Source organism: Rhizobium sp. P38BS-XIX, from assembly GCF_012641435.1.
Taxonomy (GTDB): Bacteria; Pseudomonadota; Alphaproteobacteria; order Rhizobiales; family Rhizobiaceae; genus Rhizobium.
The window spans coordinates 1368098-1384990 of the sequence record NZ_JABAIJ010000001.1 but is presented as its reverse complement, the minus strand read 5'-3'; the positions used below and the strand labels follow the sequence as shown (position 1 = coordinate 1384990).

The window sequence follows — 16893 nt, the reverse complement described above, 5'->3', positions numbered from 1 at the left end:
ACAGAATTTGCCTGTTTATGCCTGGAATGGGGCCTTGATGCCCCATCGGACCGTCACGGATCGCGCCGCCTCCTGCGACGATTTCCGCCATTGTCAAACGTCTTCTTGAATTGCGTCCTCAACCTTGAGCCGTTACACCGGCTGAAAGGCTGATCACGCATTTTGAGAGCGTTGTCGCCGGGGTTTGATGAGGATGGCAGTCATGAGAAGTGCGCGAATTGGCGTCTGGGTGGTCGTGGTAATTGTTGCCGGCATATTGGGTTGGCTGAGCTTTGGGGGCAACAAGGCCTCTCAGGTCGCTGCTGCCGGCCCCTATGGAGTTCCCTTCACGCTGGTCACGCAGACGGGAAAGCCGATCAGCGAACAGGCGTTTCGCGGCAAGCCCTCCGCGGTGTTCTTCGGCTATACGCATTGCCCCGATGTCTGTCCGACCACCTTGTTCGAGCTGAATGGCTGGCTGCAGAAGGTGGATCCGGATGGCACCAAGCTCAACGCTTACTTCGTTACCGTCGATCCCGAACGTGACACGCCCGAGATCATGGACCAGTATGTCAGCAATGTCTCCAAGCGGATCACCGGCATTTCGGGCGATCCGACCAAGGTGATGGATATGGTCAAGGGTTTCCGCGTTTACGCCAAGAAGGTGCCGGTGGACGATAAGCAGCAGAATGGCGACTATACGATGGATCACACCGCATCCGTGTTCCTGCTCAACTCCGCCGGTGATTTTGCAGGAACGATTGCCTATCAGGAAGATCCTGATGTTGCGGTGAAGAAACTGGAGAATCTGATCAAGAAGGGATAGGGCCCGAATGGCGCCGGTGGACGGGGATGGTAAATCTCGATCGATCCTGATTGCGGGAGGAGGGCCTGTGGGTCTTGCTGCTGCTCTGGAGCTTGCACGACGCGGCTTCGTCCCGCGCATCGTCGACGACGGCACCGGCCCGACACCGGTTGAGGAGAGCAGGGCGCTCGGGGTCAATGCCCGCACGATGACGCTTCTATCACCCGCCGGCGTCGCAGAGCGCATCACGGAAGCTGCGCAATCAATCGACTATTTCCGCGCGCGCTCAATTTCAAAACCTCTTATCGAGCTGGACACGCGGCAGGTGAAAGGCCGCTTCGGCGCCATTCGAGGTCTTGCGCAGGGGCGCACGGAAGTGCTGTTGCTAGAAGCCCTTGCGGCTTATGGCATTGCACCTGAATGGCAGACTGCCATCGCTGCCGGCGAGATCGCCGATTGCAGAAGCCCGCAGGTTACGCTTCGCCGTCCGGACGGCTCCATGCAAACGGTGCGACCGGATATCCTGATCGGCGCCGATGGCGCGCATTCCGTGGTGCGGAAAGCCATAGGGGCTGGGTTTCCCGGAGAGGCGCTCGAAGCCTATTTCTATCTCGCCGACTTTCGATACGAGGGGCCGCTCGATACGCATTTTGCCGAGATCACGGTTTTCGATCCCGGCATGCTCGGCCGATTGCCGATCGCTGCCGATGTGATCCGCTATATCTCGACTTTGCCGGATTTCGAAAGCCGCATCTCTCATCCCGCAAAGGTTGTCGAGAAGACCTGGGCTTCGCAGTTCCGTATTCATTTTCGGCATGTCGAGCCCATGGCAAAGGGAAATGTCTTTCTGGCGGGAGACGCCGCCCATATCCATTCGCCTGCCGGCGCGCGTGGGATGAATCTCGGCATCGAGGATGCCTGCTGGCTTGCCTGGCTCATTGCGGAAGGCCGCGAACAGGAGTATTCGGCCTTGAGAATTCCCGCCGTAAAGCAGGTATTGAAGCAGACCTACGGGCTGACGCGATTGGTGACCATGAAAAATCCGCTGGCGGTTGCGGCGCGTAATATCCTGGCGCCGCTATTGTTGCGGTTCGGACCGGTTCGGCAGAGCTTGCTGCGCGGTGTAGCCGGTTACGATACTCCAAGGCCGCCTTGGATAGACTGGGCCGAATAGAACGAGAAAGAGCGACGAGTTGAGTGAAATTCGCCTGTATGTGAAGACGACCGAGAAGAACGCCGAGCGGATTCTCGATCTGATGACGCCCGTATTCGAAGATGAAGAGCTGCCGATCGCGACGACCGAGATCGATGAGAAGAAGGACCTATGGGAAGCGTCCATCTATCTCTATGCCGATGACGAAGAGGATGTTCGCGACCGTTTCGAAGCGTTGCTCAAGCCGGCTTTTCCCGAGCTCGCGGTCGAGAGGGAGGTCATCCCCGACATCGACTGGATTGCGAAGTCGCTGGAGGGATTGAAGCCCGTTCGTGCAGGGCGCTTCCTCGTTCATGGCTCGCATGATCGAGACAAGGTCGGTTCAAGCGATATCGCCATCGAGATCGAAGCCGGACAGGCCTTCGGCACCGGTCATCACGGCACCACGGCCGGTTGCCTGGAGACGATCGAGAAGGTTCTTGCCGGCCGCCGCGTGCGCAACGCGCTCGATCTCGGAACCGGCAGCGGCGTTCTGGCCATTGCCGTGCGCAAGCTGCGCAATATTCCGGTTCTGGCAACCGATATCGATCCGATCGCCGTGCGCGTGGCGCGGGACAATGTCCGCAGCAATGGAATTGCATCCGGCGTTGCGCTGGAGACCGCGCCCGGCTTCCACTCCACTGCCTTTTCGCGTCACGGTCCTTTCGATCTGATCATTGCCAATATTCTGGCACGGCCGTTGATCAAGATGGCGCCGCAACTGGTTGCTCACTTGGCGCCAGGCGGTTCGGTAATTCTTTCCGGTATTCTTGCCGAGCAGCGCTGGAAGGTTCTTGCCGCTTATAATGGCGCCAAGTTGCGCCACGTGCGGACGATCTGGCGTAATGGCTGGGTGACGATCCATCTCGACCGGCCTTGAGCCGGTCTTTTCCCTTTCAGAAATCAGGCCATAAAAAAAGGCGGTGCCGAAGCACCGCCTTCAGATCGGTTTTCACCGATCCTGCCCGCGAGCGTGTGGAGGAGGAGTGCTCGAGCGGGCTCTAAGCGTTCTGATCATGATCCGAGAGGGAGGAGGAGAACCGGATCGCGATCGTCGTAGAACGCGTAGCTTGGCAAACTGTTAGTGGCGATCGCCACGGCTTGCGCCGATTGCCTTCGACGTTTCAACTTCGAGCTGACGAAGCGAACCGACAGAGTGGCGTACGGTGCGACGCTCGCCAGCCAGCGCCGGGCTAACATATGCGGAGCGGGAGATAGGCATAGTCTTAAGTCCTTTTTGGTCGGGTTCTTCGTGAACCCCGTTCGATGCGCCGGATATAGCGATTCGCCCTTCAGTGTGGCAGGGGGGAGGTTTCATGGGAGCTATGCGCGATATGCATGTTTCGTGCCGTGAAGATGTCACATTTGATTGGTGATGCTCATGAAATGGGCGGATTCGTTAACAGCCCAGCCCAAGGGATGGTCCTGCGGCAGACCCAGTAGCGCCATGAACGCGCATATCGTCGCGATGATCCAAAATCACGTCGCACTTCCGGTCGTCATGCTCTAACATACTGGCAGCATTCAGTTTCACGGATTCTCTATAGCTTCGGATCAGCTCATGTTTCAGTCTTTCGATGTCACATCCACCCCGCAATTCGGCCGCGAGCGCGTTGCCGGTCTGCGTGCCGCCTTTAGCGATCTCGGCATTGACGGCTTCCTCGTGCCGCGTGCCGACGAGTATCAGGGCGAGTATGTACCCAAGTGCTCGGAGCGTCTGGCATGGCTAACGGGCTTCACTGGATCGGCGGGTGTTGCGCTTGTGACACACTCTCAGGCCGTCGTTTTCGTCGATGGTCGCTATGTGACGCAGCTTGCCGAGCAGGTGGATGGCACCGTGTTCACCGGTGGTGACCTTGTGAACGAACCGGCGCATATCTGGCTGCCGCGCCATGCGAAGAAAGGCTTCCGGCTCGGCATCGATCCATGGCTGCATACGGGCGCCGAAGTGCGCCGACTGGAAAAAGCGCTGGCCGAGATTGACGGGAAGCTCGTCTTCCTGCCGCACAATCCGCTCGACAAGCTCTGGGCAGATCGGCCGGCCGAGCCGCTGGGCAACGTTATCATTCAGGATATCGCTCAGGCGGGCGTTCTCGCCAAGGACAAGCTGGCGGCGATTGCCAGCGGTCTCAAAGAGAAAAATCTGAAGGCGGCGCTGATCACCGATCCATCCTCGGTCGCCTGGATCTTCAACATCCGCGGCAGCGACGTTCCGCACACGCCGCATCCGTTGGCCCGCGCGATCATCTACGCCAAAGGTTCCGCTGAGCTCTTTCTCGACAAGCGCAAGACCAAGGTCGAGGCGGAAGCCTATCTCGCGCAGATCTGCAAGCAGTTGCCGCCTTCCGAACTCGGCAAGCGTCTGTCCGAGGCGGCGGCCAACGGTGCGCGCATCCTGGTCGATCCCGATCTCGCTTCCTATGCGCTCACGGATATCATCCGTCACGGCGGCGGGGAGGTGGTCGAGGGCAATGATCCCGCCAAGCTACCGCGCGCCTGCAAGAATGCGGCGGAAATTAACGGCTCGGCCGCAGCACACCTGCAGGATGGTGCCGCCATGGTCGAATTCCTCTACTGGCTCGAGACGAGCAAGCCAGGCACGGTGACGGAAATCGCCGCTGCCGAACGGCTGGAAGCTTGCCGCGCGCGCGTCGGCGAAAGCATGCAGAACCCGCTGAAGGATATTTCTTTCGACACGATCTCCGGCGCCGGCGAACATGCGGCTATCATGCATTATCGTGTGACCACGGAGAGCGACCGGCTGATCCAGGCCGGTGAACTGTTCCTGATCGATTCAGGTGCGCAATACATCAACGGCACCACAGATATTACCCGCACGGTCGGTATCGGCACAGTTTCAGAAGAGCACAAGCGTCTCTTTACTTTGGTGCTGAAGGGCATGATCGCCATCAGCACGGCGCGTTTTCCGAAGGGTACGCGCGGCTGCGATCTCGATCCGCTGGCGCGCATCGCACTCTGGAAGGCGGGCGTCGATTTCGCCCATGGCACCGGCCACGGCGTCGGATCCTATCTTTCCGTGCACGAGGGGCCGCAGCGCATCGCTCGCCTTGCCGTGCAGGAATTGCTGCCCGGCATGATCCTCTCCAACGAGCCGGGCTATTATCGTCCGGGCCATTTCGGCATCCGTATCGAAAACCTGATCTTCATCCGTGATCCGGAGGAGATCGAAGGCGGCGATATGCCGATGCTGGGCTTCGAGACACTGACCTTCTGCCCGATCGACCGGAGCCTGGTGCTCGTTGAACTGCTGACGCATGATGAACTGCATTGGCTGAACGAATATCACGTGCGGACGCGCGAGGCGCTGATGCCGCTGATCCACGATCATGATGTTCGGGCATGGCTGGAGAATGCCACGCTCGCACTTCATCATTGAAAAATGGACCCCATCCCGTTTCCACGGGGTGGGATTCTTGGTGCCTCACGCGCCGATGGAATGGCGCCACGCCATAACGACGATCCATCCGGCAACCAGCATATAGGTCGAGGGATAGCGTAGGCCGACAAGAAGAGCCGCGAGCATCGCCACCTTGGTGTCCCAACCGCCAATGAAAAAGGCGGGTGCGACGAGTGTTGTCAATACGGCGGCGGGCACGGCATTCAGTGCTGCTTCGACGCGTGGCGGAATGCGCGTCATCTTGACGATCAGGATATAGCCGCCGATGCGTGTCAGGAAAGTCACCACGGCTGCGGCGGCAATCAGCATGACCATATGCGGATTGAAGTCGAGCATGGTCAGACCTCGTGGCTTTCGTGCGCTATGTCGGGTTTGCGGTTCGCCTTTACCGGCGGCAGCACCGCGGCAAGGATGATGCCTGCCAGCGCGCCGATGCTGACATGCCAGGGCGAACCCACATAACGATGAGCGATGGCCGAAGCTATCGCGCTCGCGGCGACGACCGGCAGGAAGTTATCGCGCTTGCGGAAGCCCATGACGATCCCGAGGAAATAGATCGGCAGGAGGATGTCGAGGCCGATGGATTTCGGATCACCGATCAGGCTCCCGAGAAGGCCGCCGATCAGGCTGACGACCACCCAGGGGATATAGATCATCGCGGCGAAGCCGAAATACCAGGCAAAGGTCACCGGCTTACCGCTTTCGTGGCGCTTGATGGTTTCGGCAAATTGCGGATCGACCAGCAGAAAGAAAGTGAAGAACTTCTCGACTAGCGAAAAATGCCTGATGTAGCGCGCGATCGCAGCGGAATAGAGCACGTGACGGAAATTCACCGCCAGGATCGACAGCACGATCAGCCAAGCCTGAACGTTGTGACCGAAGAGATCCAGTCCGACCATCTGGCTGGCGCCGGCATAGACGGTGCCGCTCATCAGGGTCAATTCGCCGAGAGACATGCCCTGATCGCGCGCCAGCGCGCCGAACAGGGCGCCGAAGGGTGCGGCAGCTAGGCCGACGGGAATGCCACCCTTCAACCCGTCAAGAAATTCCGCGCGACTCATGGTCCGCTTTGTCCTTCATGGAAAGCCCGGCAATGCTCGGGGGTGCGATGTCGAGGGTGCGAAGCCCGCATGGAGCACAACGATGGTTGCCCCTTGCGCATAGGCTTGCGCGCTGTTCAATGGCGGGACGTGTAAGCGGTGCGTGTCGAGCCAGCAATTGAATTTAGTTGATGGGTCAATTGATTTCGTTGAAGCCATTCGCTGGTTTCGCGAGCAAACCGGGAGGAAGAATGCAGAAGATAACTTTCACGAAGGAAGAGAAGGCCGCCATCGTCGCCCGCCTTCAGCGCTATTTCGCCGATGAACTGGACCAGACACTCGGGACTTTGCCCGGCGAGTTCCTGCTCGATTTCTTCACCAGCGAGATCGGACCCTACTACTACAATCAGGGTCTGCGAGATGCTCATGCAGCGTTGATGAGCAAGATGGACGATTTCGGCGAGGCGATCTATCTGCTGGAAAAAGAGCCGGCGAAGGACTGATCTCACCTTACTTTTTCGGCTGGAATGTGTGCTCCAGCGCGGGAAACGTACGGGCCTTCACTTCTTCGGCATAGGCTTCCGCGGCCTTGGAGACCATGGGCGCCAGCTCTGCGAAATGTTTGACGAAGCGCGGCTTGAAATCGCTGAACAGACCGAGCATGTCGTCGGAAACGAGGATCTGCCCGTCGCAGGCTGCGGATGCGCCGATGCCTATGGTGGGGATTGCGACGGAGGCGGTAATTTCGCGGGCGAGGGGCTCGACCGTGCCCTCGATCACCATGGCGAAAGCGCCAGCTTCGGCGATGGCGTGTGCATCGCGGCGTATCTTCTCGGCTTCCTTCTCGGAACGACCGAGCGAGCGATAACCGCCTGTCGTGTTCACCTGCTGTGGCATCAGTCCGATATGTCCGAAGACCGGAACGCCGCGACTGGTCAGAAACGCCACGGTCGCCGCCATTTCCTCACCACCTTCCAGCTTCACGCCATCGCAGCCGGTTTCCTTCAGAATGCGAGCCGCACTGCGGAAGGCTTGCTCCTTCGATTCCTGATAGGAGCCGAAGGGTAGATCGACGATGACGCAGGCATGGTTTGCGCCGCGCATGACGGCCTGGCCATGCGCAATCATCATCTCCATGGTGACGCCAACCGTCGTTTCCAGCCCATAGAGGACCATGCCGAGGGAATCCCCGACCAGAAGCAGGTCACAATGCGGGTCGAGGAGACGGGCAATCGGCGTCGTGTAGGCGGTCAGGCTGACGATGAGGCGCTGGCCCTTCATAGCCTCGATGGCAGCGGGCGTGGCGCGCCTGGTGTGTCCGACGGTGCTCATCTCAAGCGATCCCTTCACTGGTGGACGGCTTGCGGCCGATAACGCGATTGTCGAGCAGGCGGGTGGTGCCGATGCGCACGAAGAGCGCGATCAGAACGGGATGACCTTGAAGTGTCGTCAGCGTCTCCAACGTGTCCGGATGCCGAACGGCGGCGACTTCCGCTGTCGCCAGCGGTTCGCTTTCGATGAAGGCGCTGAGAGCCTCCTCAAATGCTGCCGGATCGTTCGCACCGAACTCGTATAGCCGTTCGGCTTCCGCAAGTGTCTTGGGGACGATAACAGCGGCTGCGCGTTCTTGCCCGGAGAGGTAGACGTTGCGCGAAGAGAGGGCGAGACCATCGGCATCACGCACGGTCGGCACCGGCACGACACGAACGGGCTGCGCCAGATCTTCGACCATGCGCCGGATGACCGCGACCTGCTGATAATCCTTCTCGCCGAAGTAGGCGCTGTCGGGCTGGACGATATTGAAGAGCTTCGTGACGACAGTGGCAACACCGGCAAAATGGCCCGGGCGAACCGTGCCCTCCAGCTCGGCACCTAGCTTCGGCACATCGACGACGGTTTCCATCGGACGCGGGTACATATCCGTGACGCCGGGGGCGAAAAGATAATCTACGCCCGCACCACGGAGCATGGCGCTATCACGCTCAAGATCGCGCGGATATTTCGCCAGATCCTCATTGGCGCCGAACTGCAGCGGATTGACGAAGATGGAGGTAACGACGACGTCATTTTCTGCCTTGGCACGGGACACAAGCTCCATGTGTCCGGCATGCAGATAACCCATGGTCGGCACCAGGCCTATACGCTTGCCTGCCTTGCGATGCTCCGTCAGCCGTTCGCGCAAGGCAGCTATCGTGGTGATGACGTCCATCGTGGCAATCCTCCCGAGGCAGGTCCGCCCACACCGCCCGTTTCCATCCCCTGAATGTGGCGGGTTGTCTAACGTGTGCAGTGCAAAAAAGCAATTCGTGACGCCGAACTGAGGGATAGGTCTTTGCGCCTCCACGAAGACCCAGCGCCTTGGCGACAAGTGAGGTCATGTCTTTTGCGGAGCCGAGCGCCGGTATTGAAAAAATGCGCAATGGACCGAAGAAGCAGCTGGGCTTGTGGCACAAAACCTTAAAGTTGCCCCTTCGATAAAATTTGAGATGAAACCTTCATGGGGCCTAAGGGCCTGCATGCTGTGGTGCAATCGTTGGGGATCGCGTGGGGGGTAATCGCGTGATTGAAGTTCTTTTTTGTTTTCAGGGGCGTCTGACGCGCGGGCAGTATCTCTTGTGGCGTCTTGCTATCAGCGCTGTGGGCGGTATCGTGCTTGTGCTTCTGTTTTCCGTTATGGCATTTGCCAGTCATGGAAAACCGGTCTTCTCCTCGCCTCTGGCATTCTTGCCCTTCATGCTCCTCTTCGCTCCGTTTCTATGGATGGATTTGAGTCTCCAGGCCGCCAGAATACGTGACTTGGGCATCCGATCACGCGGTGTCGCTCTCTTGTTGTTATCGACTTATGTCGCCGTGACGGTTTCATGGCTACTGATGCCTGCCGCATCAATGTCAACAGCGCTCCAGGAAGTATATCGCGCATTGGGAATGTTCTATTGCGTTCTGCTCTTATGGACCCGGAGCGATTTTTTCACGCATGCGGGAACAGACGATTCCAAGGCTGTGCCTCAACAAACTCCAACTGCATATGCTGCGCCAGCGAGAACGACAGCTGCCGGCAAGAGGGCCAGTTTCGGTCAACGCGGCCTCAAGAGCTAGCGTCGGCCTGAGTGAAAAAGCCGACGCGGCCTGCTTCGATTTTCCGCCTGGACTACACCGAGCGGGTCAATCCGCCGTCGACCTTGAGGTTCTGGCCGGTGATGTAGCCTGCTCCATCGGAGGCCAGGAAGGCGACGGTCGCGGCAATTTCGGCACTGGTGCCGTAGCGCTTCATCGGTACGCTGTCGCGGCGCTCCGCGGTGGCAGGCAGGCTGTCGATCCACCCGGGTAGCACGTTGTTCATGCGAACATTGTCGGCCGCATAGGTGTCGGCGAAGATTTTCGTGTAGGAGGCAAGGCCGGCACGGAAAACGGCCGAAGTCGGGAACATCGCCGAGGGTTCGAACGCCCAGGCCGTAGAAATATTGATGATCGCGCCGGATGTTTGGCTCTGCATGATCGGAGCAACCAGCCGGACCGGACGGATGACGTTCATCAGATAGACGTCCAGGCCGGTGTGCCACTGCTCGTCCGTGATCTCAAGGATCTGAGCGCGGGGGCCATGGCCGGCACTGTTTACCAACACATCGATGCGTCCCCATTTCTCCATCGTCGCATCGACCAGACGCTTGAGATCGTCATTGGATTGATTGGAGCCCGTAATGCCGATGCCGCCAAGCTCGGCGGCAAGGGCCTCGCCTTTTCCGGAGGACGAGAGAATTGCGACCTTGAAGCCATCGGCGGCAAGGCGTCTGGCACTTTCCGCGCCCATGCCGCTGCCGCCTGCAGTGATGATTGCCACTTTTTGTGCCGACATATCTTTTTCCTCTTCCAACTGGATCAAATGCGCTGATTGTATCGAACTTACCGATGAAATATCATTTTCCTTGCACGAAGACGAAGTAGTTAAACTCTTGGATGCCAGTAGAAAAACTATCGCATGAACGGATCCCTCGGTAAAATTCCCTCTCTGAATGGCTTGAAAGCCTTTGAAGTTGCGGCGCGGCATCGCAGCTTCAGGCTGGCCGCCGAGGAGCTTGGGGTCACGCAGGGTGCCGTGGCCCAGCAGGTGCGCGGGCTTGAAGCAGAGCTCGGCGTCAAACTATTCGAGCGCATGCCGCGGAGCCTGGTTTTGACGGGCGAGGGACGCGCCTATATCGCCGATATCAGACGTGCCTTCGAGATCATCGCCCAGTCGACAGGCGACTTGCGGCCGCAACCAGTCAAGCTCACCATCAGCACCACACCGACATTTGCGTCGAAATGGCTGATTCCGCGCCTGCCGGATTTCACGGCTCGTCATCCCGATCTCGATCTTCATATCCTGGCGACTGAGCGGATGTCCGGCTTTCAGTCGGATGGAGTGGATCTCGCCGTCCGCTATGGTCGGCCACCCTTCGGGCCGGGGTTGGCGACGGAGTTGCTTTTCGAGCAGGACATTATTGCCGTTTGCAGCCCCGCCCTCTTGTCTGGCCGCAAGCCGCCAACAACGACGGAGGAGCTTGCGGACTATGCGCTGCTTCACGATGCCCACAATTCCTGGCCCGAATTCATCGAGCGCCATTTCGGAGGAACTGCTCAGGCATTCTACAAGGGCATCAGTTTCAACCAGACGTCCCATGCGATCGAGGCGGCCATTGCCGGGCAGGGCATCGTGCTCGCCAACCGCGATTTCGTCGCGAGCGACATGGCCGAAGGGCGACTGATCCAGGTCGGCCAGGGTGCGCTGAGCGGCCCCATGGATTTCTATCTCGTCTGGCCGCGCTACCGGAAATCCACGGCAGTCGAGACGGTCATCGGCTGGATCAGCGATGAGGCGAAGCGTTCGCGATATGTAAAGCATGCTTGACATCCTGTTTCGAGACATCATATGTAAAGCATGCTTTACAGGAGGCCGCTTATGGCAAGATACCGCTATCTTAGGGAACTCGGAGCCAGCCTATTCGCCTATTGCGTCGTGCTGACCGTTTCGCTTTGGCTGATCAATCATGGCATGGTGGAAGACGGTTCCTGGAAAACCGTGATATCTCTCGCGCCGATGCTGCCGGGGATTTTTATCGCGATTTCAGTGCTGCGGCAGCTGCGTCGCGTCGACGAGTTGCAGCGCAAGATCCAGCTGGAGGCGTTTTCGCTTGCTTTTGCCGGCACGGCGCTGATCACATTCAGCTATGGTTTTCTCGAAAATGTGGGCTATCCCAAGCTGACGATGTTTGCCGTCTGGCCCCTGATGTCGACGTTGTGGATCATTGGCGGCGTCATCAGCCATCGGCGCTATCGATGAAGAACCGGCTGAAGGCTCTGCGTCTTGAACGGGGCTGGTCGCAAGGTGATCTTGCGGCCCTGCTCAACGTCTCCCGGCAGACCGTGAACGCCATCGAGAATGAGCGGTATGATCCAAGCCTGCCGCTGGCCTTCGTCATTGCCAGGGTCTTTGCCCTTCCGATCGAAGAGATCTTTGCGGAGTGATGACGTTCGGCATTCGACGGTTTGTTGGTCTTCTCACCGTTAGAGCGTGAGCCGATGTCGCGATCACACTGTCGCCGGTGAAATTCCGGCGGCGGATTAGCGCTTTTCTCAATCTTTTGCTGTTAGCTGCAGCCATGGCAAAGATCGTGGCATTGGCAGCGTATTTCTATCAGGCGGCGGTGGCCTTCGGGCTGCTGATCGTCGTGGCACATCTGCTGACCCCGTCGGATTATGCGGGATACTCGCTGTTTATTTCGATCAGCCAATTTGGATCGATTTTCTGTTTCGAGTGGATCCGCTTTGCCTGCAGCCGTTTTTATCCGGGCCAGACGCCGGGAAGCGAGGCATTGGAGCGGCGGGCGCTGACCATCGAATTCGCGGCATGTTCCGTGGTCTGCCTCATCGTTGCCGCGGCGTCGATCGTGTTGTCGGTGCCGGGCGAGATAGCCTTGCTCGGTGGTTTGGTCGCCATTCTGCAGGGCGGCAGCGATCTGCATTTGACCATGTTGCGCTTTCGCCAGGAATTTCGTGCCTTTTCGCGTTTGCAAGGCTCGCGCGCGACCATCCTCGCCGTCGGAACGCTTGCGGGCGCCGCCTTCGCTCCAACCTTTACCTTCACCGTCGCGGGACTGCTGGCCGGCTACATCGCCTATGGCTTTCTGGCCATGCTTCTGACGCGCAACAGCCTGCGTGAGGCTGCGGCTTTCGAGCCGTCGCTCGTCCGCAAGCACTTCGTCTACGGCAGCGTCGCTGCCGGCGCCTCGGTCATCGGACTGTTGGCGCCGCTTGGGCTGAAGTCGATCCTGACGGCAGCGCTCGGGGCAGAGGCGGCGGCCGGCGGCCTGCTGGCTCTCGACCTGTTGCAGCGGCCGTTTGTGCTGATCGTCTCCGCCTTGCAGGCCATTCAGTATCCCGATGTGGTGGCGCGCTACGATCGCGAGGGGGCGTCACCCGAATTCCGGAAGCAGCTGGGCGATTATTATTCGCTGCTCGCCGGGCTTACGCTTATGACGGCAGCCGGCATTTTCGCCCTGTTGCAACCGATCGGGCAGTTGGTGATTGCCGCCGGTCTGCGCGAGGGGTTCCTCGCAGCCGCGCCTTTTGTGATCGGGCTTGCCACCTGTCGGGCGCTGACGTTCAACATGCTGCCGACGCCGGCGCATCTGCGGCATCGACTGCTTGCGATTTTCCTGCTGGCGGTGATCGACTGCATCCTGCTGAACGCCGGAGCGCTTGCCGGCGGCTACCTCGGCTATGTCGGAGACGCGGCACTGATGGCCGGCGGCATGGTCGGGGCTGTCATCGCCATGGTCATTGGCGTCAAGGTTTTGATGTCGCTGCCCTTCGATTTTGCCTGGCAGCCGGTCGTGCTTGCTGCCATCGGCCTGGCGGTGCCGGTGCTGGCAACGGCGGGCTTCGGCTACTCGCTATGGATCTCCGTTGTCGTCGGCGTGATCGGCGGTGGGCTTTTCTGCCTGCTCGGGCTCTACAGTTATTTCGTCATGATGTTTAGGCCGCGTGCTCAATCCTGAGAGGTCAGAGAGCTTCCAGCATCGAAAGCACGCAGTCCGCACTGCCATCCCATGAGAACCGCGCGACATTGGTATGGCCGCGCCGGCGCAAATCCTCCCGCAGGGCGCCGTCGTTCGCGATCCTCGTCATGGCGGACACCAGTTCATCCTGTCGCGTGGGATCGAAATAAAGCGCGGCGTCGCCGGAAGCTTCACGCACGGCGGGAATGTCGGCGGCAAGCACCGGGCAGCCCTGTGTCATGGCTTCCAGGGGTGGGATGCCGAAGCCCTCATAGATGCTTGGGAAGACAAAGGCTGTCGCATGGCGCTCGAGTGCGGCGATCTCGGCATCCGTCAGACGGCCAGCAAAGAGTAGCCGATCGTTGGATTGGGGGCCGTCCGATTTGAACACGCTCGGGGCTGTGCCGCCTACCACCACCAGCTTCTGGCTCTCATCCTTGAGCGCTTCGAACGCCCGAATGGCGAAATCGAGGTTCTTGTTCGGTTTCATCGTACCGACGAGAAGAAAGAAGCCATTTGTATTTAATCCAAGTCTCTGAATGATCGTCTCGTCCGGCTGGAGTGCTGCGAAGTGATCGACGGCATTGTAGACGACATCGATGCCGCCGGCCGGCACACGGAAGACGGACGCAATCTCGTTGCGCGAAAACTCCGAGACGGTGCCGATCCTGGCGGTGCGGGTCAGCACCGCGCCGAGCGCGCCATGCAGCAGGCGGTAGCTGCGCTTGAAGGACTGCGGGTGTCTAAAGATGGTGACATCGTGGATGACGACTGCCTGACGGCGATGCAGGAGCGGGCCGCTGCCGCCAAAGCCGATCAGCCGGCTGCCGCGTGAACGGGCCAGCAGAGCGGTCTGCTCCCAGAGATGGCCGGGGCCAGAGCCAAAGGAATCGACCGCGATGGATGAGAGCTCGATATCGACCGGCGTGTTGCGAGGCACGGCCAATCGCCAGCGGGCGCCTTTCAAGGCAGCGGGAACAGCGCCTGCGGAAATCTTCCGGTCGAGCGCCAACGTCAGTTCGCGCGCAAAGCGCTGCACGCCGGAAAGCGGCTGGCCGAGAAAACGCCCGTTGATGATGATCGACTGCACGCAAAAAATCCCGATATCCTGTTGATCGGGCATAGTTTGCACGATTTTCTTTAGGGAAGGTTTAGCCGCCAGCGCCTGATTTTAAGCAAGGACATCGCGGCTGTGGGCGATCGTCACACCGCGCGACCGCATCTCCTCGATTGCAGCATTAACGCCAGCGGGATCGATGCCGCGACTTCCGTCCTCGATGAAGCGGACTTTCACGCCGGGAAGCATTTCGACGGCGTCGATCGCTGAGAATTTCACGCAGTAATCCGTTGCCAGGCCGCAGAGATCGAGTTCGGTAACGCCTTTGTTGCGCAAATAGGCTGCAAGGCCGGTGAGAGCGGCCTGATCATTGTCGCGGAAGGCGGAATAGCTGTCCACCAGCGGATTCTGACCCTTCTGCTGGATGAAATCGACTGCGGCCGTATGGAGGTCGGAATGGAATTCGGCGTCTACGGTGTTTTGGACACAATGATCGGGCCACATCATTTGCGGTTTGCCGGATAGTGTTCCCATCTCGAAGGGCGTCTTGCCGGGATGGGCGGAGGCGAAGCTGCCGTGACCGGCGGGATGCCAGTCCTGCGAGGCCACGATGAGATCGTATTTGCCGCTATCGATCAGAGCATTGGCGACGGGCACAACCTGGTCGCCCTCCGGTACCGGAAGATTGCCGCCGGGGCAGAAGCCGTTCTGGATGTCGATGAGCAGCAATGCTTTCATGAGGCCTGTCCTTCCGTTTGATGCGCTGCACGATGCCAAGCAGCGCGCTTCGGATCAAGCCTTTTGCGCCCCGCCGATCATGGCGACGAGGCGCGATGCTTTGCAAGAGCTTACGCCGGCTTGTGGCCCTTGAGACCATAGAAGGCGATGTAGAGGTAGCAGATGATCGGCATCAGGAAGGCGAGGTGAATGCCGATGGTATCGGCAAGGCCGCCCTGAATGACGGGCAGAACGGCACCGCCGACAATCGCCAGGCACAGGATGCCCGAGCCCTGGCTCGTGTATTTGCCGAGACCATGCAGCGCCAGGCTGAAGATCGTCGGGAACATGATGGAGTTGAACAGGCCGATCGCCAGCACGGACCACATGGCGACATGGCCGGTGGTCAACACCGTCACGATCAGCAGGATGATGGCGATCGCGGCATTGAAGGCGAGCGCCTTGCCGTCGTCGATGTGTCGCATGATCAGCGAGCCGATGAACCGGCCGACCATCGCGCCACCCCAGAAATAGGAGACGTAGTGGGCGGCGTCCGCCTCGGAGAGGTGGGCGATATCGGGCTGGCTGAGGAAATTCACCAGGAAGCTGCCGACACTGACCTCGGCGCCGACATAAAGGAAAATGCCGACGGCGCCGAGCACGAGATGGCGATACTGCCAGGCAGAGCCGCCGCCACGCATCGGCTCGACAGTTTCCTCATCTTCGACTTCCGGCAGTTTCAGTGCCGCGAAGATGGCGGCGAGAACGAGGAAGGCGGCAGCAAGCAGTAAGTACGGGAATTTGACGGCGTTCGCCTCGGTCATGCGAATGGCATCGAGCTGCTCCGGCGTCGCATTCGCTGCGGCAACGGTCGCGGCCGACAGGATCAGCATGGCGCCGAAGAGCGGCGCAATCGTCGTGCCGAGCGAGTTGAAGGCCTGCGTCAGATTCAGGCGGCTAGCAGCCGTATCCGGCGGTCCCAGCACGGTGACATAGGGATTGGCGGCGACCTGCAGGATCGTGATGCCGGCGGCAAGCACGAAGAGAGCGCCGAGAAAGAGCGCGTAAACCCGGTAGCTGGCGGCTGGAATGAATAGCGCGCAGCCGACTGCAGAGATCGCGAGGCCGACGACGATGCCCCACTTATAGGTGATGCGCTTTACCAGCGCGCCAGCCGGGAGCGATACGATGAAGTACGCACCGAAGAAGCAGAGCTGGATCAGCATCGACTGGGTGTAATTGAGCTGAAAGACGCTCTTCAGGTGCGGGACCAGAATGTCGTTCAGGCAGGTGATGAAACCCCACATGAAAAAGAGTGAGGTGAGTGCGATGAGCGCGAATTGGTAATTGCCCTGGCCTTGGTGTGCGGATGCACGGGCGCTGGTGGGCGCAGAGCTTGTTGCTGAGCCAGCCACTTTCTTATCCTCGATTTATGTTTTGCCAGGCTTCGATGGTCGGCCCGGGCGATAAGCCCGAACGGGCCGAAAGACAGACTGGCGGCGGCTTGCCGGGATGCCGCGGGAGACGCGGTATCCCGAAGCCGCTAATGTCGATATAATCGATTGGGCTTATATTGGTAGCATGCTAGCGATGCGGATTTTGCATTGCAGCAATGCGGGAACCCGCAAGTGTCAGAATGCGTTTATAAGGC

General features: G+C 59.6%; 19 protein-coding genes. 10 read left to right on the top strand and 9 right to left on the bottom strand.

The genetic code is table 11. The annotated features are described in order from the left end of the window. The first annotated feature begins 202 nt into the window (after positions 1-202). Genes HGP17_RS06700 through HGP17_RS06690 form a run of 3 tightly spaced genes read left to right on the top strand, consistent with a single transcriptional unit; the run spans position 203 to position 2856 of the window. Positions 203-805 carry an SCO family protein gene (locus tag HGP17_RS06700; RefSeq protein WP_168807090.1) on the top strand — a complete coding sequence of 201 codons (603 nt, stop codon included), beginning with the start codon at positions 203-205 and terminating at the stop codon, positions 803-805. 7 nt (positions 806-812) lie between these two features. Next, a complete protein-coding gene (locus HGP17_RS06695) occupies positions 813-1958 on the top strand; it encodes an NAD(P)/FAD-dependent oxidoreductase (RefSeq protein WP_168807088.1) in 1146 nt (381 codons plus the stop codon). Positions 1959-1977: 19 nt separating this feature from the next. After that, positions 1978-2856, top strand: a complete 879-nt coding sequence (locus tag HGP17_RS06690; protein WP_168807086.1) for a 50S ribosomal protein L11 methyltransferase — start codon at positions 1978-1980, stop codon at positions 2854-2856. Between the two features lie 201 nt (positions 2857-3057). Here the strand turns inward: HGP17_RS06690 and HGP17_RS06685 are convergent, their stop codons facing one another. Continuing rightward, the gene (locus tag HGP17_RS06685) at positions 3058-3198 is read right to left on the bottom strand and encodes a hypothetical protein (RefSeq protein ID WP_168807084.1); all 141 of its coding nucleotides are present in this window, start codon (positions 3196-3198) and stop codon (positions 3058-3060) included. A gap of 339 nt (positions 3199-3537) precedes the next feature. On the opposite strand from HGP17_RS06685, the gene HGP17_RS06680 reads away from it, so the two are divergent. Further along, positions 3538-5373, top strand: coding sequence for an aminopeptidase P family protein (locus HGP17_RS06680; protein WP_168807082.1), 1836 nt, complete (start codon positions 3538-3540; stop codon positions 5371-5373). Between the two features lie 45 nt (positions 5374-5418). Here the strand turns inward: HGP17_RS06680 and HGP17_RS06675 are convergent, their stop codons facing one another. Further along, positions 5419-5730, bottom strand: coding sequence for an AzlD family protein (locus HGP17_RS06675; protein ID WP_168807080.1), 312 nt, complete (start codon positions 5728-5730; stop codon positions 5419-5421). A gap of 2 nt (positions 5731-5732) precedes the next feature. Then, on the bottom strand, positions 5733-6455 hold the full coding sequence (locus tag HGP17_RS06670) for an AzlC family ABC transporter permease (RefSeq protein ID WP_168807078.1): 723 nt from the start codon (positions 6453-6455) through the stop codon (positions 5733-5735). Between the two features lie 230 nt (positions 6456-6685). On the opposite strand from HGP17_RS06670, the gene HGP17_RS06665 reads away from it, so the two are divergent. After that, positions 6686-6937 carry a DUF2164 domain-containing protein gene (locus tag HGP17_RS06665; RefSeq protein ID WP_168807076.1) on the top strand — a complete coding sequence of 84 codons (252 nt, stop codon included), beginning with the start codon at positions 6686-6688 and terminating at the stop codon, positions 6935-6937. Between the two features lie 7 nt (positions 6938-6944). Here the strand turns inward: HGP17_RS06665 and panB are convergent, their stop codons facing one another. Further along, complete coding sequence (gene panB / locus HGP17_RS06660; RefSeq protein ID WP_168807075.1) at positions 6945-7766, bottom strand: 3-methyl-2-oxobutanoate hydroxymethyltransferase; 822 nt, start codon at positions 7764-7766, stop codon at positions 6945-6947. Between the two features lies 1 nt (position 7767). Next, positions 7768-8643, bottom strand: a complete 876-nt coding sequence (gene panC / locus HGP17_RS06655) for a pantoate--beta-alanine ligase (RefSeq protein ID WP_168807073.1) — start codon at positions 8641-8643, stop codon at positions 7768-7770. Positions 8644-8993: 350 nt separating this feature from the next. Between panC and HGP17_RS06650 the strand changes: the two genes are divergently transcribed. Then, entirely contained in the window at positions 8994-9530 is a 537-nt protein-coding gene (locus HGP17_RS06650) for a DUF805 domain-containing protein (RefSeq protein WP_168807071.1), read from the top strand. Positions 9531-9582: 52 nt separating this feature from the next. Here HGP17_RS06650 and HGP17_RS06645 read toward each other — a convergent pair whose 3' ends face one another. Then, positions 9583-10287, bottom strand: a complete 705-nt coding sequence (locus HGP17_RS06645) for an SDR family oxidoreductase (RefSeq protein WP_168807069.1) — start codon at positions 10285-10287, stop codon at positions 9583-9585. Between the two features lie 123 nt (positions 10288-10410). Between HGP17_RS06645 and gcvA the strand changes: the two genes are divergently transcribed. From gcvA to HGP17_RS06625, 4 genes are all read left to right on the top strand, one after another. Then, positions 10411-11319, top strand: a complete 909-nt coding sequence (gcvA, locus tag HGP17_RS06640; RefSeq protein ID WP_168807067.1) for a transcriptional regulator GcvA — start codon at positions 10411-10413, stop codon at positions 11317-11319. Positions 11320-11370: 51 nt separating this feature from the next. Beyond that, positions 11371-11751 (top strand): hypothetical protein, encoded by a 381-nt coding sequence (locus HGP17_RS06635; RefSeq protein WP_168807066.1) that lies wholly within the window; start codon positions 11371-11373, stop codon positions 11749-11751. After that, positions 11748-11936, top strand: coding sequence for a helix-turn-helix transcriptional regulator (locus HGP17_RS06630; RefSeq protein WP_168807064.1), 189 nt, complete (start codon positions 11748-11750; stop codon positions 11934-11936). The genes HGP17_RS06635 and HGP17_RS06630 overlap by 4 nt, the downstream gene beginning before the upstream one ends. A 134-nt stretch (positions 11937-12070) precedes the next feature. After that, complete coding sequence (locus tag HGP17_RS06625) at positions 12071-13468, top strand: hypothetical protein (protein ID WP_168807062.1); 1398 nt, start codon at positions 12071-12073, stop codon at positions 13466-13468. 4 nt (positions 13469-13472) lie between these two features. Here HGP17_RS06625 and HGP17_RS06620 read toward each other — a convergent pair whose 3' ends face one another. The 3 genes from HGP17_RS06620 to HGP17_RS06610 form a co-directional block, all read right to left on the bottom strand. Further along, complete coding sequence (locus HGP17_RS06620; RefSeq protein WP_168807060.1) at positions 13473-14558, bottom strand: glycosyltransferase family 1 protein; 1086 nt, start codon at positions 14556-14558, stop codon at positions 13473-13475. A gap of 81 nt (positions 14559-14639) precedes the next feature. After that, a complete protein-coding gene (pncA, locus tag HGP17_RS06615) occupies positions 14640-15263 on the bottom strand; it encodes a bifunctional nicotinamidase/pyrazinamidase (protein WP_168807058.1) in 624 nt (207 codons plus the stop codon). Positions 15264-15373: 110 nt separating this feature from the next. Further along, on the bottom strand, positions 15374-16657 hold the full coding sequence (locus tag HGP17_RS06610; protein WP_168807056.1) for a sugar MFS transporter: 1284 nt from the start codon (positions 16655-16657) through the stop codon (positions 15374-15376). Positions 16658-16893: the final 236 nt, after the last annotated feature.

Bases quoted from the DNA above. Each gene is read 5' to 3' on its own strand.
- HGP17_RS06665 (WP_168807076.1), top strand. From the start codon at position 6,686: ATGCAGAAGATAACTTTCACGAAGGAAGAGAAGGCCGCCATCGTCGCC.
- HGP17_RS06635 (WP_168807066.1), top strand. From the start codon at position 11,371: ATGGCAAGATACCGCTATCTTAGGGAACTCGGAGCCAGCCTATTCGCC.
- HGP17_RS06630 (WP_168807064.1), top strand. From the start codon at position 11,748: ATGAAGAACCGGCTGAAGGCTCTGCGTCTTGAACGGGGCTGGTCGCAA.
- HGP17_RS06685 (WP_168807084.1), bottom strand. From the start codon at position 3,198: ATGCCTATCTCCCGCTCCGCATATGTTAGCCCGGCGCTGGCTGGCGAG.
- HGP17_RS06670 (WP_168807078.1), bottom strand. From the start codon at position 6,455: ATGAGTCGCGCGGAATTTCTTGACGGGTTGAAGGGTGGCATTCCCGTC.
- HGP17_RS06625 (WP_168807062.1), top strand. From the start codon at position 12,071: ATGGCAAAGATCGTGGCATTGGCAGCGTATTTCTATCAGGCGGCGGTG.
- HGP17_RS06680 (WP_168807082.1), top strand. From the start codon at position 3,538: ATGTTTCAGTCTTTCGATGTCACATCCACCCCGCAATTCGGCCGCGAG.
- panC (WP_168807073.1), bottom strand. From the start codon at position 8,643: ATGGACGTCATCACCACGATAGCTGCCTTGCGCGAACGGCTGACGGAG.
- pncA (WP_168807058.1), bottom strand. From the start codon at position 15,263: ATGAAAGCATTGCTGCTCATCGACATCCAGAACGGCTTCTGCCCCGGC.
- gcvA (WP_168807067.1), top strand. From the start codon at position 10,411: ATGAACGGATCCCTCGGTAAAATTCCCTCTCTGAATGGCTTGAAAGCC.
- HGP17_RS06695 (WP_168807088.1), top strand. From the start codon at position 813: ATGGCGCCGGTGGACGGGGATGGTAAATCTCGATCGATCCTGATTGCG.
- panB (WP_168807075.1), bottom strand. From the start codon at position 7,766: ATGAGCACCGTCGGACACACCAGGCGCGCCACGCCCGCTGCCATCGAG.
- HGP17_RS06700 (WP_168807090.1), top strand. From the start codon at position 203: ATGAGAAGTGCGCGAATTGGCGTCTGGGTGGTCGTGGTAATTGTTGCC.
- HGP17_RS06675 (WP_168807080.1), bottom strand. From the start codon at position 5,730: ATGCTCGACTTCAATCCGCATATGGTCATGCTGATTGCCGCCGCAGCC.
- HGP17_RS06645 (WP_168807069.1), bottom strand. From the start codon at position 10,287: ATGTCGGCACAAAAAGTGGCAATCATCACTGCAGGCGGCAGCGGCATG.